Origin of the sequence: Haladaptatus sp. DJG-WS-42, assembly GCF_037198285.1 — an archaeon.
Taxonomy (GTDB): Archaea; Halobacteriota; Halobacteria; order Halobacteriales; family Halococcaceae; genus QDMS2.
The window spans coordinates 944,844-968,918 of record NZ_CP147243.1; the positions used below are offsets into that span (position 1 = coordinate 944,844).

Annotated in this window: 18 protein-coding genes and 1 tRNA gene; 6 read left to right on the forward strand and 13 right to left on the reverse strand. The window is 59.0% G+C overall.

Features of this window, described 5'->3' with window-relative positions; genetic code table 11:
• Positions 1 to 74: 74 nt before the first annotated feature.
• A tRNA-Pro gene (locus V5N47_RS05285) sits at positions 75 to 147 on the reverse strand.
• Positions 148 to 190: 43 nt separating this feature from the next.
• Positions 191 to 787 (reverse strand): tRNA (pseudouridine(54)-N(1))-methyltransferase TrmY, encoded by a 597-nt coding sequence (gene trmY / locus V5N47_RS05290; RefSeq protein ID WP_338730349.1) that lies wholly within the window; start codon positions 785 to 787, stop codon positions 191 to 193.
• Between the two features lie 85 nt (positions 788 to 872).
• Between trmY and V5N47_RS05295 the strand changes: the two genes are divergently transcribed.
• Positions 873 to 3,185, forward strand: coding sequence for an STT3 domain-containing protein (locus tag V5N47_RS05295; protein WP_338729816.1), 2,313 nt, complete (start codon positions 873 to 875; stop codon positions 3,183 to 3,185).
• Here V5N47_RS05295 and aglM read toward each other — a convergent pair whose 3' ends face one another.
• The gene (gene aglM, locus V5N47_RS05300) at positions 3,186 to 4,478 is read right to left on the reverse strand and encodes a UDP-glucose 6-dehydrogenase AglM (RefSeq protein WP_338729817.1); all 1,293 of its coding nucleotides are present in this window, start codon (positions 4,476 to 4,478) and stop codon (positions 3,186 to 3,188) included. It abuts the gene before it with no gap.
• Positions 4,479 to 4,567: 89 nt separating this feature from the next.
• On the opposite strand from aglM, the gene aglF reads away from it, so the two are divergent.
• Positions 4,568 to 5,305 (forward strand): UTP--glucose-1-phosphate uridylyltransferase AglF, encoded by a 738-nt coding sequence (gene aglF, locus V5N47_RS05305; protein ID WP_338729818.1) that lies wholly within the window; start codon positions 4,568 to 4,570, stop codon positions 5,303 to 5,305.
• Positions 5,306 to 5,314: 9 nt separating this feature from the next.
• Here aglF and V5N47_RS05310 read toward each other — a convergent pair whose 3' ends face one another.
• The 4 genes from V5N47_RS05310 to V5N47_RS05325 all read right to left on the reverse strand — a co-directional run bounded on the left by V5N47_RS05310 (position 5,315) and on the right by V5N47_RS05325 (position 10,709).
• Positions 5,315 to 6,199, reverse strand: coding sequence for a hypothetical protein (locus tag V5N47_RS05310; protein ID WP_338729819.1), 885 nt, complete (start codon positions 6,197 to 6,199; stop codon positions 5,315 to 5,317).
• Positions 6,200 to 6,376: 177 nt separating this feature from the next.
• Positions 6,377 to 8,632 (reverse strand): NADP-dependent malic enzyme, encoded by a 2,256-nt coding sequence (locus tag V5N47_RS05315; RefSeq protein ID WP_338729820.1) that lies wholly within the window; start codon positions 8,630 to 8,632, stop codon positions 6,377 to 6,379.
• A gap of 24 nt (positions 8,633 to 8,656) precedes the next feature.
• On the reverse strand, positions 8,657 to 9,427 hold the full coding sequence (locus tag V5N47_RS05320; RefSeq protein ID WP_338729821.1) for a hypothetical protein: 771 nt from the start codon (positions 9,425 to 9,427) through the stop codon (positions 8,657 to 8,659).
• A gap of 109 nt (positions 9,428 to 9,536) precedes the next feature.
• Positions 9,537 to 10,709: an MFS transporter gene (locus V5N47_RS05325; RefSeq protein WP_338729822.1), complete on the reverse strand. Its 1,173-nt coding sequence runs from the start codon at positions 10,707 to 10,709 to the stop codon at positions 9,537 to 9,539.
• A gap of 605 nt (positions 10,710 to 11,314) precedes the next feature.
• Here V5N47_RS05325 and V5N47_RS05330 point away from each other — a divergent pair.
• The gene (locus V5N47_RS05330) at positions 11,315 to 12,415 is read left to right on the forward strand and encodes a succinylglutamate desuccinylase/aspartoacylase family protein (RefSeq protein WP_338729823.1); all 1,101 of its coding nucleotides are present in this window, start codon (positions 11,315 to 11,317) and stop codon (positions 12,413 to 12,415) included.
• A 33-nt stretch (positions 12,416 to 12,448) separates the two neighbouring features.
• Here V5N47_RS05330 and V5N47_RS05335 read toward each other — a convergent pair whose 3' ends face one another.
• From V5N47_RS05335 to V5N47_RS05350, 4 genes are all read right to left on the reverse strand, one after another.
• Positions 12,449 to 12,748, reverse strand: a complete 300-nt coding sequence (locus tag V5N47_RS05335; RefSeq protein WP_338729824.1) for a winged helix-turn-helix domain-containing protein — start codon at positions 12,746 to 12,748, stop codon at positions 12,449 to 12,451.
• 331 nt (positions 12,749 to 13,079) lie between these two features.
• Positions 13,080 to 14,117 carry a glycosyltransferase family 2 protein gene (locus tag V5N47_RS05340; protein ID WP_338729826.1) on the reverse strand — a complete coding sequence of 346 codons (1,038 nt, stop codon included), beginning with the start codon at positions 14,115 to 14,117 and terminating at the stop codon, positions 13,080 to 13,082.
• 46 nt (positions 14,118 to 14,163) lie between these two features.
• Entirely contained in the window at positions 14,164 to 15,108 is a 945-nt protein-coding gene (locus V5N47_RS05345; protein WP_338729827.1) for an NAD-dependent epimerase/dehydratase family protein, read from the reverse strand.
• Positions 15,109 to 15,432: 324 nt separating this feature from the next.
• Positions 15,433 to 16,437, reverse strand: coding sequence for a GNAT family N-acetyltransferase (locus V5N47_RS05350; protein WP_338729828.1), 1,005 nt, complete (start codon positions 16,435 to 16,437; stop codon positions 15,433 to 15,435).
• A 247-nt stretch (positions 16,438 to 16,684) separates the two neighbouring features.
• Between V5N47_RS05350 and V5N47_RS05355 the strand changes: the two genes are divergently transcribed.
• Together V5N47_RS05355 and V5N47_RS05360 are read left to right on the forward strand one after the other, a co-directional pair.
• A complete protein-coding gene (locus V5N47_RS05355; RefSeq protein WP_338729829.1) occupies positions 16,685 to 17,656 on the forward strand; it encodes a class I SAM-dependent methyltransferase in 972 nt (323 codons plus the stop codon).
• A complete protein-coding gene (locus V5N47_RS05360) occupies positions 17,657 to 18,733 on the forward strand; it encodes a kelch repeat-containing protein (protein WP_338729830.1) in 1,077 nt (358 codons plus the stop codon).
• A gap of 3 nt (positions 18,734 to 18,736) precedes the next feature.
• Here V5N47_RS05360 and V5N47_RS05365 read toward each other — a convergent pair whose 3' ends face one another.
• Together V5N47_RS05365 and V5N47_RS05370 are read right to left on the reverse strand one after the other, a co-directional pair.
• Positions 18,737 to 19,786, reverse strand: coding sequence for a DUF1616 domain-containing protein (locus V5N47_RS05365; protein WP_338729831.1), 1,050 nt, complete (start codon positions 19,784 to 19,786; stop codon positions 18,737 to 18,739).
• Between the two features lie 179 nt (positions 19,787 to 19,965).
• Positions 19,966 to 21,912, reverse strand: coding sequence for a hypothetical protein (locus V5N47_RS05370; RefSeq protein ID WP_338729832.1), 1,947 nt, complete (start codon positions 21,910 to 21,912; stop codon positions 19,966 to 19,968).
• A gap of 399 nt (positions 21,913 to 22,311) precedes the next feature.
• Between V5N47_RS05370 and V5N47_RS05375 the strand changes: the two genes are divergently transcribed.
• Positions 22,312 to 24,051 (forward strand): asparagine synthase-related protein, encoded by a 1,740-nt coding sequence (locus V5N47_RS05375; protein WP_338729833.1) that lies wholly within the window; start codon positions 22,312 to 22,314, stop codon positions 24,049 to 24,051.
• Positions 24,052 to 24,075 lie beyond the last annotated feature (24 nt).

The window sequence follows — 24,075 nt, forward strand, 5'->3', positions numbered from 1 at the left end:
GTTCGCTCCCTGGTTCGAACTGCTCGGCGTCATTTCAACACGCGCCGCTCAAAGTGAGCGGCGCGGTTGGAAAATGGGCCAGCGCAGATTCGAACTGCGGTTACGGCCACCCGAAGGCCGAAGGATACCAGGCTACCCCACTGGCCCGTATGTATTTTCTTGCTCTCCCACCTGTTAATCGTTGCGCACGTTAGTATTTCTCATACCCTTCGGTGTCGAGGAAATTGTGCGCGACGGTGATGGTGTGGTCTGCGTGAAGAATTTCTGGCCCAATCCGCACACGCAGTTCTGCTGCCTCAGAGAGCAAGGCTGCCTCTTCGTCGGTGAAATCGTGATGGTCGGAGAGGACGAACACGGGGTTATCGGGCACGTCCACAGACGCAATCGGGTCGCCGTCTTCGTGGAGTTCGACGACCGTGCCGTCGCGGGCGGCGGTCTCGAGAATCGGCTCGAAGCCGCGCCGTGAGAGGTAGACGCCGGGAGAGGCTTCGGCTTCCATGTGCCCGATGGCGTTTTCTTTTTCTTCGAGTGCGTTGCGAATCAGAGCGGCCGTCGAGCGTTCGTCCGGGTTCAGGCGGCGGAGTTCGCTCCCCTCGAAGCGAATCGTCAGGTCGTCCTGCAAGATGAGGTAGACGCGAACGTCTTTGCGGATGTCGTGGGAGAGGAAGAAGGCGGAGTTGACACACCGACAGAGCACGTCTAAGCGGCCCGCACCGCCCGCGAGGTCGTCGAGCGAGAAGTCGGGCGTCGTCGGCGCGTCGTGGCCGAGGATGATGAACTGGCGCATTGGGAACACAAACGACGCGGAGCCGTCATACATCCGTCGAACGCACCCGGCACATTTATTCGAGTTTGTCAGTATCTCCGTGATAATGACCGACGTGCGCGAGGAGACCGCGGCGCTGCTCGAAAAACGGCCCGAAATGGCCGACTCACTGGAGCAGGTGCTCGCGGTCGATGCACAGCAGGCGACGTGGACGTTCGGCGACATCCCGCTCGACTCCGGTGCGTTCGGCGAAGTCGTCTCCCGCAACATCGTCGAAAAACACGACGACGGCTATCGCGTGGCAGACCGAAAAGCGGTCAAAGCCGCTCTCACTGGCGAGACCACAACCGAGCGAGCGACGCCGTCAGTTTCGTTCTCGCTCCCCGCCTTCGACAGACGCGCAGCCGCCCTCCTCGCCGGTGCGCTCGTCTTTCTCGGAGCCGTTCGTTCGCTATTTTTGACCACGGTGTTCCGCGACGGCCACGTCGTCCTCGGCGCGAACGACCCCTACTACTACCGCTACTGGGTCGAACAAATTGTGACGAACACCAACGGCGTGTTCGACTTCTCCGGGCTCTCTGCGTTCCCCGACGCGGTCGCCAAGGGTGAACCTCTCCTCGTCGCCACCCTCTGGTGGGTTTCCTCGTTGTTCGGCGGGATGGACGCGACCGGCCCCGTCCTCGCGCTGTATCCCGTCGTTACCGCCGTCATCACGGGCGCGCTTGTCTACCTGCTCGCCACGGAACTGACTGATGACCGGCGCGTGGGCCTCGCAAGCGTCCTCCTGCTCGCGCTCATCCCCGGCCACGCCCTCCGTACCAGCCTCGGCTTCGCAGACCACCACGCCTTCGACTACCCATGGCTGGCGCTCACGATGCTCGCCGTCGTCATTCTCGCACGCCACGGCGCGTTCAATGACCTCAAAACCCGCTCAAAAACGTGGCTCGCAACCGTCGCACTCGGCGTTGGTGTTGCCGGGCAAACCCTCGCGTGGGAGGCCGGACCGCTCCTCATCGTCCCGATTGGCTGCTACGTTGCTTTCCGCGTGGTCTCAGACGTTCGGGCAGGCCAGTCACCGCTTGCGTCGAACCTTGCCCTCATCCCGGGATTGGCACTCGGGACACTCCTCACGGGCTTTTTCCACACAAGCTTCGGCTGGCACACGGCACAAGTTGCGTCTGCTCCCGCGTTTCTCCTCGTCGCCGTCGGTGGCGTGCTCGTCATTGGTGAAGTGGGCTACAGGGCCGGTTTCTCGACTGCGGTACTCGGCACGCTTGAAGCGGTCGGTGCAGTGGGTGGCGTTCTTGCCTTCCGCGCGCTGCTTCCCGAGTACTGGGCACGCCTCTTGAGTCAGGTTGACCGCCTCATCACCCCACAAAGCATCGTCGAGACGGAATCGCTGTTCAACGGCGACTCGATGGGCTTTCTGCTCCTGTTCGGCTTCATCCTCGCGCTCGCGCTCCCGTATATCGGGTGGGCAACGCTCGCGAGTTACCGCAAGCACCAACCGCAGTGGATTGTCGGCGGAGTGTTCGCGTGGTACTTCTTCGTACTCGCGGGCTTCCAGATTCGCTTCGTCGGCGAGATGGCGGCGATGACCGCGGTGTTCGCCGGACTCGGCTTCGTCCACGTCGCAGAGCGCGTCGAACTCGCACGCAGGCCAGTACCGTTCCGAGAAACGGTTTCTGCGACGCGCGAATCGGTCGAGATTCCCGACACGAAAGCGATTGCCTCGCTCTGTGTGCTGTTTCTCATCATCGCAAGCCTGAGCCTCGTTCAAGTTCCCGTGAAAATGAATCAGGTGACGACCGACGGCGAACTGTTTGAGACAGCACAGGCCATCGACACCTACGCGGAGGAAGAAGAAATGGCGTACCCCGAGAACTTCGTCCTGAGTCGCTGGGGGAAAAACCGGATGTTCAACTACTTCGTGAACGGCGAGTCACAGTCCTACGGCTACGCCCAATCGACCTACACGCCGTTCATGCGCGCGAGCAACAGCAGTGAGTGGTACGGACGGTTGTCGAACCGCGTCGGCTTCGTCGTGACCGAAGATTTAGACTACCCGCCGGGAACGATGCAAAACCGACTCCACGAACACTTTGGCAGTGAGAGCGAGACTGCGCCCGGCGTCGCCCACTACCAAGCGATTTACAGCACCGAAAGCGGCGCGACGAAGGCGTTCAGACTCGTCCCCGGCGCAACGATTACCGGCCAAGCCGCGCCAAATGCCACCGTTTCGCTCTCGACGCCGGTAACAATCGACGGCGCATCGTTCGAGTACGAACGAACCGTCACCGCGAACGCGAACGGAACCTACCGCGTCACCGTCCCGTATGCGGGGGAGTATTCGGTAAATGGTCAATCGGTCAGCGTGAACGAGACGGCCGTCGAAACCGGTGAGACGGTTGCTGTGTAACTACCAGGTCAACCCTTCGTACGTGATGCCCTCGCGCGGGGTGACGATGCGCCGCCCATCGACCACGACGGGGGTTTCCATTGCGTCGAACTCAGAGTCGAGCGCCGCAAACTCGTCCCAGTCGGTGACGACGAGCGCGCCGTGTGCACCGTCGAGAGCAGCCGCCGCGGAGGGTGCGTACTCGATGTCGGGAAAGCGAGTGCGCATGTTCTCGGTTGCGACGGGGTCGTAGGCCACCACCGTCGCGCCCCGTTCGAGCAGGCCTTCGATAGTTGGAATCGCACGCGACTCGCGGATGTCGTCGGTGCCCGGCTTGAACGCAAGTCCGAGGACGGCAACACGCTTGCCGCTGACATCGACATGGTCGTCGAGCAGCGAGAGCAGTCGGTCGGGTTGGCGGTCGTTTACGTCAACCGCGGCCTGCAACAGTTGGGGTTCGTAGCCCGTGTCACGGGCAGCAGCGATGAGCGCGGCCACGTCTTTTGGGAAACACGACCCACCCCAGCCAACGCCGCTCCGGAGGAAATGTGGGCCGATGCGCTCGTCTAAGCCAATCGCCTCTGCGACTTCGTAGGCGTCTACGTCGTAGGCTTTGCAGATGTTTCCGAGTTCGTTGATGAGGCTGATTTTCGCCGCGAGAAAGGCGTTGTTCGCGTACTTTATCATCTCCGCCTCACGCAGACCCGTTTTCACGACCGGGGCGTCGGTTCGGTCGATGAGCGGCCGGTAGAGCGTTTCGAGAAGGTCGTAGTCCCGAGCTGACTCCGCGCCGAAGACGAGTTTATCTGGCGTGAGAAAGTCTTCGACCGCAGTCCCTTCCCGAAGGAACTCCGGGTTCATCGCAACGCCAAAGTCCTCGCCTGCGACCTTCCCCGAGACTTCTTCGAGCAGCGGACGGACGACATCGCCCGTCGTCCCTGGTGTGACCGTGCTTTTGACGACGACGAGGTGGTAGTCGTCTTTTTCGGCGAGAGCGTCACCGAGCGAGCGCGTCCCGGCTTTCATAATCGAGAGGTCGATAGAGCCGTCGGGGTTCGACGGCGTGGTGAGCGCGAGAAACGTCACGTCTGTCTCGCGGACTGCGCTGTAGTCGGTCGTCGCGCGAAGCGAGGTTCCCGCGTGTGTTTTGACGAGGTCAGCCAGCCCCGGTTCGTGGATGGGTGCCTCGCCGTCGTTGAGTTTCGAGACGACTGTCTCGTCGATGTCGATGGCCGTCACGTCGTGGCCAAGGTCTGCGAAGCATGCGGCGATGGTGGTCCCCACGTACCCGCTCCCCACGATGCTGATGTTCATTACAGATACTTGTCCGTAATCTGTCTTGAGGATTTGGAATAGTCAGTGCAGTGAGAGGGTTTTTAATGTAAGAGAACCCACCCGATGGTATGCAAGCAGTCGTGCTCGCGGCGGGGAAAGGTACCCGACTGCGACCACTCACGGACGATAAGCCAAAGGGGATGGTCGAGGTTGCAGGAAAACCAATCTTGACCCATTGTTTCGAGCAATTGAAGAGTCTCGGAGCCACCGAGTTCCACGTCGTCGTCGGCTACAAGAAAGAAGCCATCATCAGCTACTACGGCGACGAGTTCGAAGACATTCCAATCACCTACTCCCACCAGCGCGAACAGAACGGCCTCGCCCACGCGCTGTTGACCGTCGAAGAACACATCGACGACGACTTCATGCTCATCCTCGGCGACAACATCTTCCGGGCAAACCTTGGGGATGTCGTGAATCGCCAGCGCGAAGAGCGCGCAGACGCGGCCTTCCTCGTCGAAGAAGTTCCCTGGGAAGAGGCCTCTCGCTACGGGGTCTGTCGGACGAACGCCTACGGCGAGATTATCTCCGTGGTCGAAAAGCCCGCAGAGCCGGAATCGAATCTGGTCATGACCGGCTTCTATACGTTCACGCCAGCGATTTTCCACGCCTGTCACCTCGTCCAGCCGTCGAATCGCGGCGAGTACGAACTGAGTGAGGCAATCGACCTGCTCATCCACTCGGGACGCACCATTGACGCGATTCGAATGGAAGGCTGGCGCGCGGACATTGGCTACCCCGAGGACAGAGAGGCCACGGAAGCGCGAATTCTCGAAGAAGAAGGCGAGAAAGCGAAAACGGAGTAGGCGAGTCGCTTAGTTTTCTGGCAGGTCAACGACGATGTAGTGGTGCCCAGCGCTGAAGTAGCGCGCCTTCGCCCAGATAATCTTCATTTCGGGGTGTTCAGGGGCGGCGTACTCGCCGTCTGGCATCTCGTAGAGCGCCAGTGAGTACCAGCTGTGGTCTGGGTCACAGCCCTCGTGGACGTAGAAGTCCATGCGAATCGCAGTGTCGTTCACCTCGACACTCTTGAAGTCAACGCACTCGCGGATGAACTCGCTTTGCCACCCGGTGTTGTGAACGGCTTCGGTGTCGCCGGTGACGATGTTGCCGTTAAACATGTAGATGACTTGGTCGTTGTCGATGTACGACCAGTCACGCGTCTTGTTGAAGTACTGGTACGGCCGTCCCGTGACGAGGTAGGCATGGTAGTGGCCAGATTCCGTATCAGTTGAGTACGTCGGCTCTTCTGGCGTTGGGGTTGGCGTCGGCGTTGGTTCTGCCGTCGTGGTTGGTTGTGCAGTGGTGGTTGGCGTCTGCGTCGTGGTCACCGGCGCGTCAGTCGTCGTCGCGGGCGTTTCAGTGGTCGTCTCTGAATCATCATCATCAGACGAGCGCCGCGAGCGCTTTCGTTCGGTCGTTGTCACCGGCTCTTCGGTCGTCGTCGGTGTATCTGGCGACGCGCTGCGCTCGGTCGTCGGCTCCGCCTCAGTCGTGGTCACGGGCGGCGTCGTCGTTGGGGGTGCGCTCGTCGTCGGGTCAGGGGTGACAGGGTCGTGTGTCACAACGTCATCGAACACGAGGTCTTGGTCGGACGTATCCGGGCCACCAAAGCCCGACAATCCGACGGTGAAACTCACGATGATGAGGAGAACGAATGCTCCAACAACAACGCTCGTTGTTCGAAATGGGATCGCCATACTCTGACTGTCGGGAGTGAAAGATATTGTTACAGGCAGGATACACACCCTGACATGACTGTTAGTTGGATATTACAGTCATTCCGGAAAGACCATTTTTCAGAGGAGATTTCGAGTGACGGCGGCGGGCCAGTCAGTGCCTACTTACGTGAAAGACGTGAAACTGTTCGTCAGTTTTCAGGAGGCGTCTTGGGCGTCCACAACTGCGACGGATGCCAGATTGACCACGTCTTTGACTTCGTCGCCGCGCTGGAGGACGTGGACGGGTTTGTCCATGCCCACGAGCATTGGGCCAATGGCTTCTGCGCCGCCGAGGCGCTGAAGGAGTTTGTACGCGATGTTCCCCGCCTCCAGATTCGGGAACACGAGGATGTTGGCGGGTTTGTCTAACGCTGCGAACTCGTAGGTGCCGTGGAGCATCTCCTCGACGACGGCAGTGTCCGCCTGCATTTCCCCATCGACGGGGAAATCAACCGTCGGATCAGCACGGAGGAGTTGCGCCGCCCGGCGTGGCTTTCGCGTGCCGTCGTTGTCCACCGAGCCGAAATCAGAGTACGACAGGAGTGCCGCGCGCGGTTCGACGTTGAACTTCCGAGCAAGTGTCGCGGTATGTTTCGTAATCTCTGCGAGCACTTCCTCGGTCGGGTCGAGATTGACCGTCGTGTCCACGCAGAACACCACTCTGTCTTTGAAAGTGAGCATGTACACACCCGCGGCGTACTCGGCGTTTTCTGCAGTGCCGATGACTTGTAGCGGCGGGCGCAGGGCCGAGGGATAGTGGTGGGTGAGGCCGGTGAGCATTGCGTCTGCATCGCCCATTTCGACCATCACGCTGCTCAGGAAATTGCCGTCAGTGATGAGTTCTGCCGCCTCGCGGCGGGTGACGCCTTTGCGCCGCCGGAGTTCGTACAGCCGGTCTGCGTAGGCGTCGAGCGAGTCGCTATCGGGGTCAACGATTTCCACCTCGTAGTCGAGACCGAGTTCGGCCATCCGCGCCCAGATTTTTCGCCGGTCGCCAATCAGCACTGGCTCTGCGATGCCCTGTTCTTTGAGCTGGGCGGCGGCACGAATCACCTTGTCGTCGTCGCCTTCTGCAAACACGACGCGTTTTGGGTCGCTCTGGGCTTTGTTGAGGACGACGCGCATCATCTCGCGGGATTTCCCGAGACGCGCTTCGAGGCGCTCGCGGTAGGCGTCGAGGTCGATGTGTTGGCGGGCGACGCCGCTTTCCATCGCCGCCTCTGCGACGGCCGAAGACACATCGAACAGTACGCGTGAATCGAGCGGTTTCGGGATGATGTAATCGGGGCCAAACTGGAGTGGGGCGTCGCCGTAGGCTTTCACGACGGCGTCTGGAACGTCCTCTTTGGCGAGGTCGGCGAGTGCCTCCGCGGCCGCGACTTTCATCGCCTCGTTGATCTCGCTTGCGCGCACGTCGAGCGCGCCACGGAAGATGAACGGGAAGCCGAGAACGTTATTCACCTGATTCGGGTAGTCAGAGCGTCCCGTCGCCATAATCACGTGGTCGTCGCGGGCGGCTTTGGCGTCCTCGTAGGTAATTTCGGGGTCAGGGTTTGCCATCGCGAAGATGATGGGGTCTGACGCCATCGAACGCACCATCGATTGGCTTACGATGCCGCCGACAGAGAGCCCAACAAACACGTCTGCACCCTCGATGGCGTCTTCGAGGTCTCCCTCGGGGAGGGCTTTTGCGAACGGCTCGTTGTGGGGGTTCAACTCGCCCGCATCGGCACGTTTTTCGGTGAGGATGCCCCCAATATCGACCATCGTGATGTTCTCGCGTTTCGCGCCGAGTGAGACGTAGAACTTCGCCGTCGCGGTGGCCGCCGCACCCGCTCCCGAGAACACGATGGTCACGTCTTCGATGGCTTTCTCGGCGATTTCGAGGGCATTGAGGAGGGCGGCCCCGGAGATGATGGCGGTGCCGTGTTGGTCGTCGTGGAACACGGGAATCGACATGCGCTCGCGAAGTTTCTCCTCGATTTCGAAGCACTCGGGCGCCTTGATATCCTCTAAATTAATGCCTCCAAAGGTGGGTTCCATCATGGCAACTGACTCGATCATCTTCGCTGGGTCGTCGGTGTCGAGTTCGATGTCGAACACGTCGATGTCGGCGAAGCGTTTGAACAGGACGCCCTTGCCTTCCATGACGGGTTTCGAGGCCTGTGCGCCGATGTCGCCGAGGCCGAGTACGGCAGAGCCGTTCGAGATGACGCCGACCATGTTGCCTTTCGCGGTGTAGGTGTAGGCGTCGTCCGGATTTTTCTCGATTTCGAGACACGGCGCGGCCACACCCGGCGAGTACGCCAGACTCAGGTCGCGCTGGGTGTTCGTTGGTTTTGTCGTCGAAATTTCGAGTTTACCGGGTGGGTCGGTCTGATGATACTCAAGTGCGTCCTCGTCCAGTCCCATACGACGTATGGGGTAGGCACACAATTATAAGATGTCCGTCAGCGGGATGTTTTGTGCTGGGGTGGCATTCCACAGCGCGAGGGAGAACAGAATGCCGCCGTCATCGCCATCTTCTCTGTTCTCGTGGGCATCTTCTTGGGCGTCGTGTTCGTCTTCTAACTGGCTGTGTGCAGCCTCGCGGTCTTCGTGGTGTTGGATGTCGGCTTGGTGGGCGTCGTAGTCGCCGTACTCTTCGAGGTGGTTTCTGAACTCGAGGCGGTGGTCTCTGAACTTCTCGCGGTGGTCATAGTACGCCTTTACGTGTTCCTCGTGGGCTTTCTCATGTTTCTTCCACTCGCCCTCTGAGGCGTTCGTTTGGATCAGATACTCGTGTTCTTGTTTCAGTTGCTCGTGGCGCTCTACGAGTTCGTCGTGCTCTGCATCGAGTTCCGCACGCACCGTTTCGAACTCCTCGTGTTCTTCCTGGGCGTCTTCATCCACCGCTGTGGTCGTCGCCGTGGCTGTGGTCGTAGTCGTCGTGTCGAACGGGTCTTCGGTCGTTGTCGTGGTCGTACTCGTCGGCGTTGCGGTTGTCGTTGCCGTCGTGGTCACCGCCTCGGTCGTCGTCTCATTCGAGACGGGCGTGTCAACCGGAGCGGACGGGCCAAGCGAGGCGAGGACGACGGTGGCCGTCGCACCAAACATGGCCGCGCCTAACAGCATGAGCATCAGATTTGCTTTGCCTCGCTTGCCGGTCACGAGGGACTTTACAGACGAGAGGCCGCGCATAGTCGGTCCTTTTTGCCTGACCACCATTATTACGCGGCGGGTAAGCGAGTCAAGGCTCTGACGTGTACGAGCCGTCCTCTCTGTGTGGTGACTGGTTGCTTTCCAAGCGAGGAAACGCACGTTGGTACTGGTCGTATCAGAGGCCGATATTGAACACTCGGTTTATGAGAACGCCACCCACGCCAATGGCCATCACTCCGGCGAGGAGCGCGAACGCGACCGACCACCCGGCGACGTCAGAGAGGGTGCCAACGACGACGCTTCCGAGCGCGCCAAGGAGAACGTAGATCGTCCGCATGAAACCAAAGCCTGCACCCTGCTCTGCGGTGGTGAGCGCGTCCATCAATCGCGCCTGGAGTGGCGCACCCCAGCTCATCGCAAGTCCGATACAGACGATGGCTCCGCCGAGGGTGAGCCACGAGTCACCGACGACGAGCAGGCTATAGCCCACGACGCCCGCACCCATGCACACCGCGACGGCGATGTCGCGGGGGATGCGGTCTGAGATGGTTCCCATGAGCGGCTGTGAGACGCCTTGGACCACGAAATACGCGGAGAACACGAGTCCGGCCGTCGTCCGAGAGGTTCCCTGATACTGCTCGAAAAACGCCGAGAGAAACGACGCCGTTGCCTGCCACGCGAACGCTCCGAGCACCGCGAGCGCCACCATGAACGCAATATCCGGGCGGGCAAGCAACGAGAGTAAGGGGCCGGGAGCGAGCCGCTGTCGAATCGAGGTCTCGGGCTGTGAAGGGGCCGTTGGGCGAACCTGCCACGCGAACACGACGAGGACCGGAAGTGCGACGACGGCACCGAGACCGAGGGCGTAGCGCCAGCCGTACACCGACCCGACGTAGGCGGCGGCGACAGGTGCGAGGAGTCCGGCGACGGGCGCACCGACACCATGGACGCCGATTGCCCGCCCAATGTTGTCGAACTGGCGAGTGAGCAACATCGTTGCAGGGCTGTAGTGGAGACCCGCGCCCGCGCCGAGGACGATGGCGAAGACGACGAACGTGAGAAACGAGGGAGCTGCCGCGAGCAGGAGGCTTGCGACGGCTGTGAGGCCAACGGCCGTGAGAATTACGCGGCGCTCGCCGTAGCGGTCTGCGACGATGCCGCTCGGAAACTGCGAGAGGGCGTAGGCCATCCACATCCCCGTGAGCGCCCCGCCAACGGCGCTGTTGGTCACGTCGAAACTCGCCGTAATCGCCGGGACGACGGGGCTGATGACGAGGCGAGCCACCATGGTGCCGAAAAAGGCGAGCGTACAGAGGAGCAGCACCGAGCGGCGGTATGGCCAGCGCATCTACTGGTGGTTCAGCGATGGCGAGGTTTACTCGTTCTGTTCGCGAGCGAGACCTCGTCTCCTGCGCCCAGGTTATTTATTCTGTGCTTTACGTGATGAAATGTAGTTATGTTCGATTTGATTACGTTGACCGTGTTCGGAGGCGAGTCGGCTGCTCGCAGGTCGTGTTTGTGACGAGGACTGATAGCTATCCAGACTGGTCTAGGCAGCTAAACTATCGATACGGAGTTTTAGGCTCGACCGGTGCAGCGCACTGAGAGGGTCAGTGAAACGCGCAAAAGAAAGCCGTGCAGTCACTGTGTTTGTCCCACCACAAGAAACACCAGTCGAGGGAAAAGAGCCGGCGAGATTGGAGGAGATTGTGACCGAGTGTGGTACGATGCTACAGAAATCCAAATCGAAGAAGTTGTGAGAGCTACAGAGTTACACGAGTTACCAAACAAAAAATAAATAAATGAATTCGATTTAATCGCATCATTTCTGGTCAAACGCACTCAAAAATATCCTGTCAAGCCCATTTATTTGATATTCAGATACAAAATTCAGCGAATGTCCGTTTTAGTGAGCGGATAATAAACACCGACAGGAGTGAAGGAACCGATGGAATGTCAGATACGACCTATCCTCGGAGAGCAGTTCTTGCGATGGCTGGGGTTGCGCTTGGTGGCGCCAGCCTCATCCGGGCAACCGGAAGTGCGACCGCGGCGACCCGTGAATCATTTTTACTCCTCGAAGGCACCGACCACGAGACTGAAGTGTTCGTCACCCATGGCGAGGCAGACGGCCCGACCGTTCTCGTGATTGGTGGTATCCACGGAAACGAGACGGCAGGCTACGAAGCAGCAGCCGAAATCAAAGAGTGGGAAATCGAATCTGGGACGCTCGTGACGATACCACGCGCGAACGAGGTTGCAATCAGCAACGACACGCGAATCGGTGACGGCGGCGACCTGAACCGACAGTTCCCAACCGGCGAGGAGCCGGAGACAGCCCTCGCTCGCGCACTCTGGAGCGTCGTCGAAGAGTACGAACCGGGCACGGTTCTCGACCTCCACGAATCACAAGAAGTCTACGACGGCAGTGACTTAGATGGCGTCGGCCAGACCGTGTTCCACTCGGATGGCGAGAAAGCGACGACCGACGCAGAGGACGCCGTCAACTTCGTGAACAACACCTACATCGGCGACAGCACGTACAACTTCAAACTCGGCGGTTTCTCCAGCCCCGATACCGACCCAAGCGACCTGTTCGTCCACAAAGCCTCGCGCGACGCCGGTGCGGACGCTTTCCTCGTCGAGACGGTTTCGACGGACATCGCTCTCGACACACGCGTCGAGTGGCACAACGTGATTACCCGTCGGGTGGCCGGTGAAGAGCTGTTCGCCGGCGAAGAAGAGACGCCAACACCGACTCCAGAACCAGAACCAGAGCCGCCAACGGCGACGATTGCGACCACGCCCGAGAACGCAACTGACGTGACGCTCGAAAAGGGCACGACCGTCGAACTCGACGCGACTTCGTCTGAAGCCGGAAGCAGTGACATCGTCAAGTTCGCATGGGACCTCACCGGCGACGGCGCAACCGACGCGACGGGCGCACAGACGAGCGTCACGCTCGATGAGTGTCAGCAGTACCCCATCGTCCTCACCGCGACCGATGCAGAGGGGATGACCGACACGACCGAGATTTCACTCTCGACGCTGTAAACGCCTCGGTGGGTGTTTCCTAGCGCGGCGGGACTACGCGAGTCCCTTCGAGTCGATAACGTCCCAGAGCTTCTCGCCCTCTTCGGTGATGCCGTAGACACGTCCCTTTCGCTGTTGCTCTGAAACCAGTAACTCGACGAGCGAGCGGCGACGAAGCTGCCCAAGCGCCCGCGAGATGTGCGAGATCGCGTTGTCAGAGTCACTTGCGAGCCGAGACGGTGTCGAAGGACCGTCTGCGAGTTGTGCGAGAACGATTACCCGGTACTGTGAGCTGATTATGTAGCTGACTTCATCCCAGTCATCTACCGATTGTGTCTCCTGCGTCCAGCTCATTGGTTAAACTCGGAGCGTCCATCGCACTGCGCTGCACGTCGGGGTGACTCCGGTGCGCAGGCGAGCCAGCTACTTCTCCGCGGGTACCCATGAGCGCCAGACGAGGCCGTCCTCGGTGGCGCTGCTTCGTGTATAAGTCGGTCACTTCCCAGTTCGCGTGCCATTACGTGTGGGGTAAGCCCCCGAAAATTACATAAATCTTCCGCCCGCAAATATTACAGATTATGTGAATGTCTTTCGTGAGTGGAAGTGAAAGTACGATATAACCGCCAACGAGCACCCAATGCGACCGATTATAAGAAAGTCAAAGTAGTCAGGAAAATCATGTATTCTATGGTGTTTGTGACCGTGTCACAGAGGTCGCATCAACCCGGGTGTCATCGACTGGCAGCAAGGCCGTATCGAGGTGGTCGTTCGCGCGCTTGTCGAGCAGCATACCAAGCGCCATGAACGTCGAGATGAGGACGAGCCCCCCAACGACTTCGACTAGACGCGAGATGCCAGTGTTGCCAAGAAGCACCGAGACGAGCGCAAACACACCGAATACGACGGCGAGCGTGTAGCAGCCAACGACCGAGTAGTCGCCGTTTTTCAGATACCGAGCGCGGAGCCGCCAGAGGAAGTTGCGAAACAGCATCTTAGAAACGTTTGGAATGTACGTCGAGTAGCGGATGTGGCTCACCTCGTCGCCGTAGATGGCGGGCATCGGCACGTCCACGACACGGAGTTTGTAGACGTTGAGTCTGACGAGCAGGTCGTTGCAGTAGCCGTAGAACTCGTACATGTTCTCTATGTCCACCGTCTCAAGGGCGGTGAGCGAGATGGCGGTGTAGCCGCTCTGTGGGTCGCCAATACCCCAGTAGCCGCTCGCGATGCGCGTAAGGTACGTGAGGATGACGTTCCCGACGTAGCGGAACGTCGGCATCGACTGGCGGTGGTCAGCCCGCAACAGTCGGTTTGTTTTGACGTACTCGGCTTCGCCCTTTGCAATCGGGTCGATGACGAGCGTGAGCAAGTCGGGGTCCATCTGCCCGTCGCCGCCGAGGACGGTGACGATGTCCACCTTGTCGTCTCTGGCGCGGAGATAACCCGTCTTGATGGCCGCACCGACGCCGCGGTTCTGGTCGTGCTGGATGGCGATGACGCGTTCTACGTTCGACCCACCGTCTGTGATCGGGTGGACGAGCGACGTTCGCGCTCGACTCGCCGACACCGCGGCTTGAATCTCTTCCCACGTCTCGTCAGTAGAGCCGTCGTCGATAACGTAGATGTGATCGACGAACGATGGCACTGATTCGATGACGTTCCCAACAAACCCCTGTTCGTTGTACGCCGGTATGACGACGCCAACTGAGTTTCCGTTATACATTTTCTTCTCCCCCTTGTGTGGTGTCTCCCCGGACACCGGTCGTGTGTTAGTTAGCTGGCTGTTCGCGCTGTGTCGTTGCGACGAGGCGTCGCAGCCCGTCTTCGAGCGAGACGTGCGGGTCGAATCCGAGTCGGTCCCGGGCCCGCGAGATGTCGGCACAGCTGTGTTGAATGTCGCCCGTGCGTGGTTCGGTGAACTGAATCTCCGCCCGCAGGCCAGTGACCTCACGAATCAGCGTCGCAAGGTCGAGAATCGAGAGCGCCCTGCCCGTCCCGACGTTGAACGCCTCGCCGGTGTGGTCGGTGGTCGCCGCGAGCAGATTCGCCTGCACCACGTCATCGACGTGGACGAAGTCGCGGGTCTGCGAGCCGTCGCCGTGGACGGTGAGCGGCGTGCCGTTCGTGGCACGGTCGACGAAGGTGCTGATGACGCCGCTGTAGTCGCCCGCGGTCTGTCGCGGGCCGTAGACGTTGAAGTAGCGCAGCGCGACCGTGTCCAGCCCGTAGAGCCGGTTGTAGGCGCGGGCGTAGTGGTCGCCTGCGAGCTTGTCGATGCCGTAGGGCGAGTCGGGCGCGGTGGGCGCGTCTTCCGAGATAGGCACCGTTTCTGGCGCACCGTAGATGGCCGCGCTCGATGCCGTCACGACGCGGGCGTCGTTCTCGCGGGCCGCTTCGAGGACGGCGACGGTCGCGTTGGCGTTCACGAGATTGCTGAAATACGGCGCTTCGACGGAGCCTTTGACGCTCACGAAGCCCGCCTCGTGGAACACGAGGTCAACGCCCGCCATCGCCGCGGTGAGCGCGGCCGAGTCACAGACGTCGCCCTCGATGACGGTGATGCCTGTGGGCAGGTTTGCGCGGGTTCCCGTCGAAAAGTCGTCGAAGACGCGCACCGTGTTTTCCGGTACGAGGGCGTCTACGAGGTGGCTCCCGATGAACCCGGCCCCACCCGTCACGAGGACGGTCTGGTCAGCAATCGGTGGGTCACGCATTGTGGCCTCCCGACGAAGGTTCGGCAAGCGCGGCTAGCTGCGGAGCCACGCGGAGTGCATTGCCTCTCATCATAGCAATACAGCGAATAGTAGCGTGATTGTTATATTCGGGCTATAATGCAGCAGCCTCAGCTTGAAATTGAAAACCATACCTAATCGGACACGTCTGTCCAGTGAACGCATGACCGCCGTGTGGAACGATGCACGCACAGTCTCATACGGGCGCGAGGAGCCGATTGGAGTGTTATGAACGAACCGGGTAATCGGGCATTATCGGCCGGTAAACGCCGATTTCCCGTCTCGAATCGAGGGGTGAAAAGAGAGTTACCGCTTTACGACGTTGTACGCCGTCTTCGCCACGTCCATCAGCGGGTTGTTGGTCTCGACGACGTAGTACGGCACGAGGTGTGCGCCGAATTTCGACTTGTAATCACAGAGGCGTTTGGTGTTCGCACCGACCATGTCGTAGGTGGTGATAGCGGAGAGCGCTGGGTCTTCTGCCACGTCTTTGAGGATGGCCCAGTGCAACAGCGTGTTGACGCTCACGTTCTCGTAGGAGGCGCGCATCCCGCCAAGCCAGTAGTACACCGTATCGTTCGAATAGAGTGTGATGATGCCGTTCAGATACGCACCCGTGCCGTCGCGGGCGACGTAGACGCGACACCGGTCGCCAAGCGAGAGCAACAGGTCGCGGACGTACTCCCACGAGAGAGTGAACGTCTCGCCTTGCTCTGCGTAGCGCGCCACTTGGTCGTCGTAGATGATTTTGGCCGACTCGATGCCTTCGACGCTGAAGGTCAAATCGAGGTCGTCGAGACGCCGAATTTCGGTGCGTAGGCTCCGGCTGAAGGAGCTCATCACCGCGTCGAGTGGCCCGTCACCGACGGTGAGGTGGTAGGTGAAATCCGAGGACACCCGAAAGTCGTCCCAGCGATACGGCCGTGGGTCGTGATACGACGGCGAACACACCATCCGCAACAGCGTCCGTGGGCTGTTCGCGTCGAGTGCTTCTAACACGCCTTCGGTGAACTGTTGGTTCAGCTGTTCGTGTTTCCGGCGTTTCGGGCTGTTTGGCATCAACACCGGCCCGAGGTGGGGAATCCCCATCGCGGGAGGTGGCGACATAATCGTCCGCCCGACCGAGCGGTCTTTGACGAACGTCGGCAACAGCGCGACCGGCTCTTGGCCGTTGAAGCCGCCGAACAGCTGCATCTCCGCTGCGGTGTGGTCGTCGATGACCCGGAGTGCCTCTGGTGTGTGAAATACCTCAAAGCCTGCCGCGGGGAGGGCTGCCTCCCACTCCGACAGGTCAAGTTGCTCTATACGCATGTGAGTTCAGCCTGTGTATGCGTGAGGGATACTCTTTGTAACGCAGAACCTACCGGTAGAAGGAACCGATTACAGACACCAGTTGTGCGATATGGTCACAAGAGCCCGACGTCGGGAAATCGCCGGTAGGAACGGCCATCAGCGCATAGTGAGTCCGTAACTATACTCGTGGTTTTCGAACATACAGGTGATTCAAACTGACTGCTGTGTCGGGTAGTTCGTCGTCACAGCGAGAGAGTGATTCCACGTGTTCCAAGAAACAATCAATAAGGTGTATTTACAGACACCAGAAGGCTATCGGGAATTCCTCCGCAAGTGGTACTACGTTCTCAATCCGAAGATGTCGTGGCGCGACCGAAAGAAGACGCTCAAGACGACAGCGCAGTTCTCCGGTCGCTTTTTCGACTGCGAAGAGACGATGCAAACGTACGAAGATGAGTTCAACGAAAGCATCATCGGCCCTGCCATCTACGACGGGATAAAAGACCTCCCCGAGGGAATCTCGCTGTTCGATGCACACAAAGACGAGTGCATTCGGTTGTACGCGCTCATCCGGGAGTACAAACCAGCGGTCATCGTCGAAACTGGCGTGTACAGCGGCGTCTCGACACTCTCAATCCTCGCCGCACTCGAAGCAAATGAGGCGGGACGGCTCTACTCGATTGATTACTCACACGTCCTGAGCGACGAGGCGACAGACATCGACGCGAATACAGAACAGAGCTACTTCCGTGGTCGCCCATCGTGCGCAGAGGAGGGAACACACGTGCTCCCGAGAGGGAAACAGCCGGGCTGGCTGATTCCGGCGTCCATGCGCGACCGCTGGGAACTCATCCCCGGCAAGCCACAGCTGGAGCTGCCACGCTTGCTCGACCGGCTCGGTGAAATCGACCTGTTCCACCACGACTCCTCACACGCCGCCTCGAGCATGATATTCGAGTTTGAACTCGCCTGGCAGTACCTGCGGCCGGGCGGCCTCATGGTCTCGAACCACATCGGCTGGAACGACGCCTTCGAAACGTTCGTCGCAGAACACTCAGACGACTACGGCCTCATGACGTGGCACTACAACCCCGGTGCGGACTACCCGTGCCCGGGGAGCAGCGGCTACATCGTCAAATCGATAGCCGACGCGCACACCAACGACGACACGGGAGTCGTCCATTCGGTGATACACGTCCAATCCCCCGAGCAGGCCCCAGAGCCAACAACTGACTGAATGACCACCGAACCACGATTTTCGCACCCGACTCGCCGCTCGTTTCTGACCACGACGGGCCTCGTCTTTGGGACGCTCTCGGTCGCGGGCTGTTCCTCGCTCGTCTCGCCGCCATCGCTCGACGCAGAGACATCGTGGGAGACCGGCCCGTCGCTCTCGCTCGACCGAACCGAAGTCGCCGCCGCCACGCTTGGTACGTCGCTCTACGTCATCGGCGGCATTGAACCTGGACGGGAAGCAAGTCGAGCGGTCGAACGCTTCGACCCCGAACGCGGCTCGTGGGAGCGCGCACCCCCGCTCCCCGTTGGACTCCACCACACCGCGGCCGTCAGTGTCGGCGACGCCATCTATGTCATCGGCGGCTATCAGAACCAGTGGGACCCCGTGAACACGGTCTACCGCTTCGACGGGACGGCGTGGAGCGAGCGAGCAGCGATGCCGACCGTCCGTGGCGCGCTTTCGGCAGCCGTCCACGACGGCACCATCTACGTCGCCGGGGGCGCGGGTATCGACGGTATCCTCGCCACGTTCGAACGATACGACACCGCGAGCGATTCGTGGGCGCGCGGCCCGCCCATGCCCTCCGCGCGCGAACACCTCGCCTCGGCCGTCGTCGCCGGGAAGTTCTACGCCATTGGTGGGCGGACCGGCGGGTTGCGCACGAATCAAGGCACGACCGAAGTGTACGACCCAGCGACGAACGAGTGGCGTGCAGTGGCGGGCATGCCAACCGCACGCAGCGGGTTCGGGGCAACCGTGTTCGACGGCGCCATCGTTGTCGCGGGCGGCGAAGGGGCTGGAGGAACAATCGCTGAAGTCGAACTCTACATCCCAGAAACAGACGAATGGTTCAGGCTCCCCGACCTACCAACGCCGCGCCACGGCCTCGGCGTGACCGCGCTCGGAAATCGGATTTTTACGACCGCAGGCGGTCCGGAGCCAGGCTTTTTCTACGCGAACACGGTGGAGGTGTTGACCTTCGAAGCCGGGAGTCTGCGTCCGGTCGTGAAATCGTCACAGTCGCTCGTGTGTGGCCTGCCGCTGCTCGGCGAGTTGCTTCGCGGAACGCTGTGTTAAAACTTAGTTGGCTTCTGAGACGGTCACCCAGAGATAGAGGTGCCGGTAGGCGTTTTCTTCCGTCGGGTCTGCTGGAACGTCGCCCTTATACAGCATGTAGCTGAGGCGGAGGTTCTCACCGGTCATGGTTGGTGTGAGTTCGTGTGACTCCAACCACGTACCCTTGTCCTGAACGGTTGCACTGTAGCGGTTCAATTCTTCACGCTCAACAACAGTGAGTGTGCCATCAACGGTTTCGACACGTTGGAGTTCGACGACTACGTTGTACGTGGTCAGTCTCCCCTCTTGATTCTCGACGACCAAGAGGAGCTCTTGGGGAACCCCTTGCTGGAACTCTGATGGATATCCAGAGAAGACGAAATCGCCTGCCTCGTTCTGCGAGACCAGAGAGAACTCGGTGTACTCCTCTGCATAGTTGGGAACGAACAGTGCGTAACCGAACCCGGTCGTCGCCACGACGACAGTACAGATGAGAGCAACGTTCAACACGAGATCGATGTTCGACTCTGTGTCTAAGACCGCGACCGACAGCTCAGAGAACCACTGCTTGACTGGGATGTCGAACCGTTGTTCAGGTGCAAGTGCTTTCCGTCGTTGTGAGCCGATGAACATCAACAAGATGATAAATACACTGAGGCTCCCGATAACGGTGCGAATAGTGAGTCCGAAGCCTGCAAGTGAGAGTGCAATCGCAAGGGGTGGCATAAGCGCGATGCTGAGACCAAATGAGAGGGCGATTCGTTCACCGAACGTAACTCCGCGCTCCCGTCTGTGGATGAATGCTGGCAGTGGCCCCTCGATAGAATCGTTCTGAATCCATCCATCAACGTCCGCTTCGAGGCTGAAACGGTGTGGGTATAGTGCTAACAGCAGAACGAACCCGGGGACGAACAGCACTAACGGAAGACCGATAATCGTTCTCATAACGGCGTTTTCCGTATAGAGAACAAGTGAGAGACTCAACAGAAGATACACAAGTCCTACGGCTAGGTCCATCCCCGGGACGTGAACCTGCGAAAGAACTCTTCGCCAAACCGTTTCGTCAGTCATCATAGTACATCAGCCAGACGGGTACCCAAGCGGGACACTACCGTTTGCTAATGTAGAGATAGGTGGATTCACACATTGTTATCCTGCTACTTCTAACCGAAATCGCGCGCTCGCCGGTTTGGTACGTTCCAAAAGAATAGAACCACCGCAGGGGAATCGAATTAACGGTATGTTAACCCGACCTAGAAGTCGCGTTCGTCGACTTTTTGGCGATTGAGAACGACGCTCACGTTTCGTTCCCTGGTGAAGTCAACGACCTCGCCAGTGAATTCGTAGCTGTCGGTGCCGCCCGCCACGGTCCCCGTTGCAGTCGACCCTGAGATGCTGTCTTCAGAGTCGATAGTTGCTCCTGCTGCATCGCTCTTACTCAGGGAACCAGTGACGCTGAACGCATAGTCAATGGGGTTGTTCCGGCTTCCGCCAGAGATACTGAGGACGTTCGTCTCCTCTTCTGCGTAATCTGCCGGGTCAAGCTCCTCACCGTTCACCGTTACCGTTGCGTCGCCGCTGAGACCGAGATCGGTAACCGAACCGCTGAATCGATAGCTATCGACGCCGCCGCCGAGGGTTCCCGTCGCGGTAGAGCCCGAAATCGAATCGCCGGGGTCGATGCTTGCGCCATTTGCTGAACTCTTCTTTAAGTCGCCATCGACGGTGAAGGTGTATTCGACGATATTCGAACCACTTCCACCGGTAAGGCTGATGACGTTGGCGAATTCGTAGTCTGCTAGGTTAATTTCCTCGCCGTTTACCGTAACTCTCGCCTCTCCGTCGATCGAGATGTGGGCGAGGTCGCCTTCGAATCCGTAACTGTCGATGCCGCCCGCGACGGTGCCGGTCGCTGAGGAGCCATCGATTACGTCTTCTGAATCGATGCTCGCACCGTTTGCATCAGTCTTTTCGAGTGCTCCGGTGACACTGAACTCGTAGTTTGCAACCGCCCCATCCGTTCCGTAGATGGAGATGATGTTTTCGTAGTCTGTTTCGACCGTGTCTTCCTGCGTAGCAGTTTCGGTCGTGGTTTCTTCGGTCGTCGTCTCCTCAGTCGTGGTTTCTTCGGTCGTGGTCGTACTGTCGCTGGTTGTCGTCGTGGTCGTGGTCGTCGTCTCCTCGGTCGTACTGTCCGAGGTTTGCGCACTCCCACTTGCAGCTTCTTCTGGAGTCTGTGGAACGCCCGCTGGGACGCGAATGTCAGGATTATTGCCAATGTTCTGGGTTTCGGTGTGCTCACCGCGAATTTCACCGACGACTTCAGAATCGACGATGCGAATCGTACTACAATCACCGTAGGTACTATGCTCACCGGAGTAGGCGACGCTCGCTCCTCCGTTGGTATTGTCGTCGGTGATGCGGATATCACAGTTCTCAACCATGACGACCTGCGATGGATCACCGTATCCCGTATAGAAGCCGCGTGAGTTCACAACACCACTGTCCCCACCCGACGTGGATGGGTGGGGTGGCACGTCGCTCGTGTTGTGAATGACAGAGTCTCTGACGAACGAACCGTCCGAGGCTATGCGGAGGTGTGCGATGTTGTTATCAGAGAAGTAACAGTTCGTGAAGCCGGTCGAACCACCTTCACCGTCGGTTTTACCAGGATCAATGAGGCGTGCCGGGCCAGCGACGTAACACGCGTTTGCCGTCCACCGCGAAACGTACATATTCTGGACGTCAATGTGTCCTGCGTGGTCTGGTGGAACGATGAGTGCACCCTTGCGAATGCCATCTTCGTGCCCGTCACCCATGTACACGTTTTCGATGAGGCCGTTACCTTCGACGCCGAAAACGTACTTGATGCCACCAGTGTCGCCACCGATGTCAAAGACACCTCTAATGCCGATGTTGCGAATCGTCCAATCGTCGCCGCTCGCGGAGAAGCTGACGTCTGCTTCGGAAGCACTGACGTCGATGAGGAGGTTCTCGAGCGTTTCCCCGCTGCCAACGTGGAATGAGCGCCGCTCACCAGGGTCTAAGACGATTTCCGTATACTCTGCTGCTGCCGCCGAACCGCTTACTGCAGTCCCCGCACCAAGGGCTGCAGCAGACACACCAAGCGCCTTGAGGTAGGTGCGTCTGTTGAATAATTTATCATTAACACCGAGTTTCTCACCACTGCGTCGTTCCATGTTTGGGGAATCTACGTTCAACTAAAGATATTTCCGGCTACTTTATTGCCAGATTATTGAAGGTTAGTAGCAAGTGCCTTTTTTTAAGTTCCAGATACATGGATAATTAGTAGATGTACTCCCATTCACGCGTTCAGTACGAGAAAATCTCAGAACAAGCTGTGTTTGTGAAGAGAAAAATTACGTGAGATTAACACCGTCCTAACGGGGTTTTTGCGCGTTAACTGGTTGACTGAATATCCCGAAAGCATGGATTCGCGCCCGGTAACCGGGCGGTGAGTGGAGCAGGCTCCATCCGTCTTTCCAGAGTATGCGGCCTATTACAAAGTCAATGTTTGCACAAATGAGAGTAGAATGCCTGGGATCAGTTTGGTTCTCGGAAGTACGAACGAAGACGCCATGGAGTCAGCAGTAGACTCTGTTCGCTTCTTCGAGGACTACGACGTACGGATTGAGTGGATGAACGAGGAGACGGCCATTGGTTATTCTGGCTTTGCAGACTATCCCCTTACGCGTGTCGAAACCGACTCTGAGAGTGTCGTTCTTGAAGGGGATCTCTATGGGCAAGCAGATATCGAGTCCGTGCTCTCATACGTAGGACGCCTCGCTACAAATAATCGACACGAAGAACTTTCAGAGTGGGTGCGCGAGATCGACGGCGATTTTCTCATCATCGTCTACGACAAAACCCGCGAAGAGATTCACGTTATCAATGATGTATTCGCGCGTCTCCCAGTCTTTTACGCGACAGTCGGCGACGCACTCGTCGTCTCCCGCGAATTGAAGTTTGTCCGGACGTTTGCCGCCGAGTCTGGGACGCCTCTCGTGCTGAACCAGCTTGGTGCAGCCCAGCAACTTGCCTTTGGGTACTGCCTTGGCGACCAGACGCTCTTCGCTGGCGTCCGCTGTCTGCCTCCGGGAAGTCACCTCTCGATAGCCGACAGCTTCCATCTAGACCGCACCTACCAGCACAATTTCGACGGGCGAAACCACGCAGACAAGACAGTCGAAGAAAATGGTGCTACGCTCGCGTCGCTGTTCAAAACGGCTGTGAGAAATCGCCATCGACCCGACGCAACGACCGTCCTCTCGCTCAGTGGTGGTCTCGACTCACGGGCGGTGGCGGGTGCCTGCATCGCCACACGGACGCCGTTCACCACGGCCACGTTCGACACCGGTAGCGATACCGAAAGCGACGACGCCCGTGTAGCGAGAATGATTACAGACAGCCTCGGCGTGGATTGGCACAGCTACAAGACGCAGACGACCGACGACGCGCGAGACAGGCTGCTTGACATGAAACAGGGCATGAACTACCTCGGAATGGCGTTCATCCTCAGCTTCTTTGACCAACTCCGCGAAGACTTCCCGCAGGCAACATACCTCACCGGCGATGGGGGGGACAAGGTGTTAGTTGATCTCACACCCGTCAAATCACTTTCCTCTACGGAAGCCCTCGTCGAGTACATCATCGAAGCGAACAGTCGCATCCCACTCGATGAGGCCGCTGCTATTGCCAATGTCACGCCGGCGTCGATCGTCGAAAGCGTCGAAGACCGGCTTGCTAGCTACCCAGAACAACAGTTCGCGCAGAAATACGTCCATTTCCTCATTCGGGAGCGAGGCATCAATTTCCTCAACCACGGTGAAGACCGAAATCGGTACTTCTTCTGGAGCGTTTCGCCGTTCTACGCACTGCCCGTGTTCGAGTACGCGATGAACTGTCCAGACGAACAAAAACAGGGACAAGCGCTCTACAAGGCCTTCCTCGGGGAGTTCGCGCCCGAACTCATCGACATCGAATATCCGAACTTCGGCGCACCGATTACGTCACTTGAATATCGGGCAAAGCGATTCGTGTTCGACGTCCTCTCGCGGTACCCATCGCTCCGTCACACGGTCGTCAAACAGATGAAAGACAATGCGATCGCGAACAGCGCAGTTACAGCGAAGATAGACGCGCAGCGTTCGACGGCCAACCTCGACCCGCTCGACACCGATGCGATTGGAGCGGTTACAGCTAATCCCGGTGCCTACCGACTAATAGAGCTGAACTTCCTACTCACGCTAACCACCATTGTTTCCGAGATGCGAACTGTCACGAAACCCTCAGTGACGGGTTCACCAGCAGACGACTGAGTTACGCGAAGTATTTTACGACGA

Excerpts from the sequence above, each read along its gene's own strand:
- V5N47_RS05370 (WP_338729832.1), bottom strand. The coding sequence starts at position 21,912 with ATGGAACGACGCAGTGGTGAGAAACTCGGTGTTAATGATAAATTATTC.
- V5N47_RS05335 (WP_338729824.1), bottom strand. The coding sequence starts at position 12,748 with ATGAGCTGGACGCAGGAGACACAATCGGTAGATGACTGGGATGAAGTC.
- V5N47_RS05310 (WP_338729819.1), bottom strand. The coding sequence starts at position 6,199 with ATGGCGATCCCATTTCGAACAACGAGCGTTGTTGTTGGAGCATTCGTT.
- V5N47_RS05350 (WP_338729828.1), bottom strand. The coding sequence starts at position 16,437 with ATGCGTATAGAGCAACTTGACCTGTCGGAGTGGGAGGCAGCCCTCCCC.
- V5N47_RS05340 (WP_338729826.1), bottom strand. The coding sequence starts at position 14,117 with ATGTATAACGGAAACTCAGTTGGCGTCGTCATACCGGCGTACAACGAA.
- V5N47_RS05365 (WP_338729831.1), bottom strand. The coding sequence starts at position 19,786 with ATGATGACTGACGAAACGGTTTGGCGAAGAGTTCTTTCGCAGGTTCAC.
- V5N47_RS05320 (WP_338729821.1), bottom strand. The coding sequence starts at position 9,427 with ATGGTGGTCAGGCAAAAAGGACCGACTATGCGCGGCCTCTCGTCTGTA.
- V5N47_RS05315 (WP_338729820.1), bottom strand. The coding sequence starts at position 8,632 with ATGGGACTGGACGAGGACGCACTTGAGTATCATCAGACCGACCCACCC.
- V5N47_RS05330 (WP_338729823.1), top strand. The coding sequence starts at position 11,315 with ATGTCAGATACGACCTATCCTCGGAGAGCAGTTCTTGCGATGGCTGGG.
- aglM (WP_338729817.1), bottom strand. The coding sequence starts at position 4,478 with ATGAACATCAGCATCGTGGGGAGCGGGTACGTGGGGACCACCATCGCC.
- V5N47_RS05345 (WP_338729827.1), bottom strand. The coding sequence starts at position 15,108 with ATGCGTGACCCACCGATTGCTGACCAGACCGTCCTCGTGACGGGTGGG.
- trmY (WP_338730349.1), bottom strand. The coding sequence starts at position 787 with ATGCGCCAGTTCATCATCCTCGGCCACGACGCGCCGACGACGCCCGAC.
- V5N47_RS05295 (WP_338729816.1), top strand. The coding sequence starts at position 873 with ATGACCGACGTGCGCGAGGAGACCGCGGCGCTGCTCGAAAAACGGCCC.
- aglF (WP_338729818.1), top strand. The coding sequence starts at position 4,568 with ATGCAAGCAGTCGTGCTCGCGGCGGGGAAAGGTACCCGACTGCGACCA.
- V5N47_RS05375 (WP_338729833.1), top strand. The coding sequence starts at position 22,312 with ATGGAGTCAGCAGTAGACTCTGTTCGCTTCTTCGAGGACTACGACGTA.
- V5N47_RS05325 (WP_338729822.1), bottom strand. The coding sequence starts at position 10,709 with ATGCGCTGGCCATACCGCCGCTCGGTGCTGCTCCTCTGTACGCTCGCC.
- V5N47_RS05360 (WP_338729830.1), top strand. The coding sequence starts at position 17,657 with ATGACCACCGAACCACGATTTTCGCACCCGACTCGCCGCTCGTTTCTG.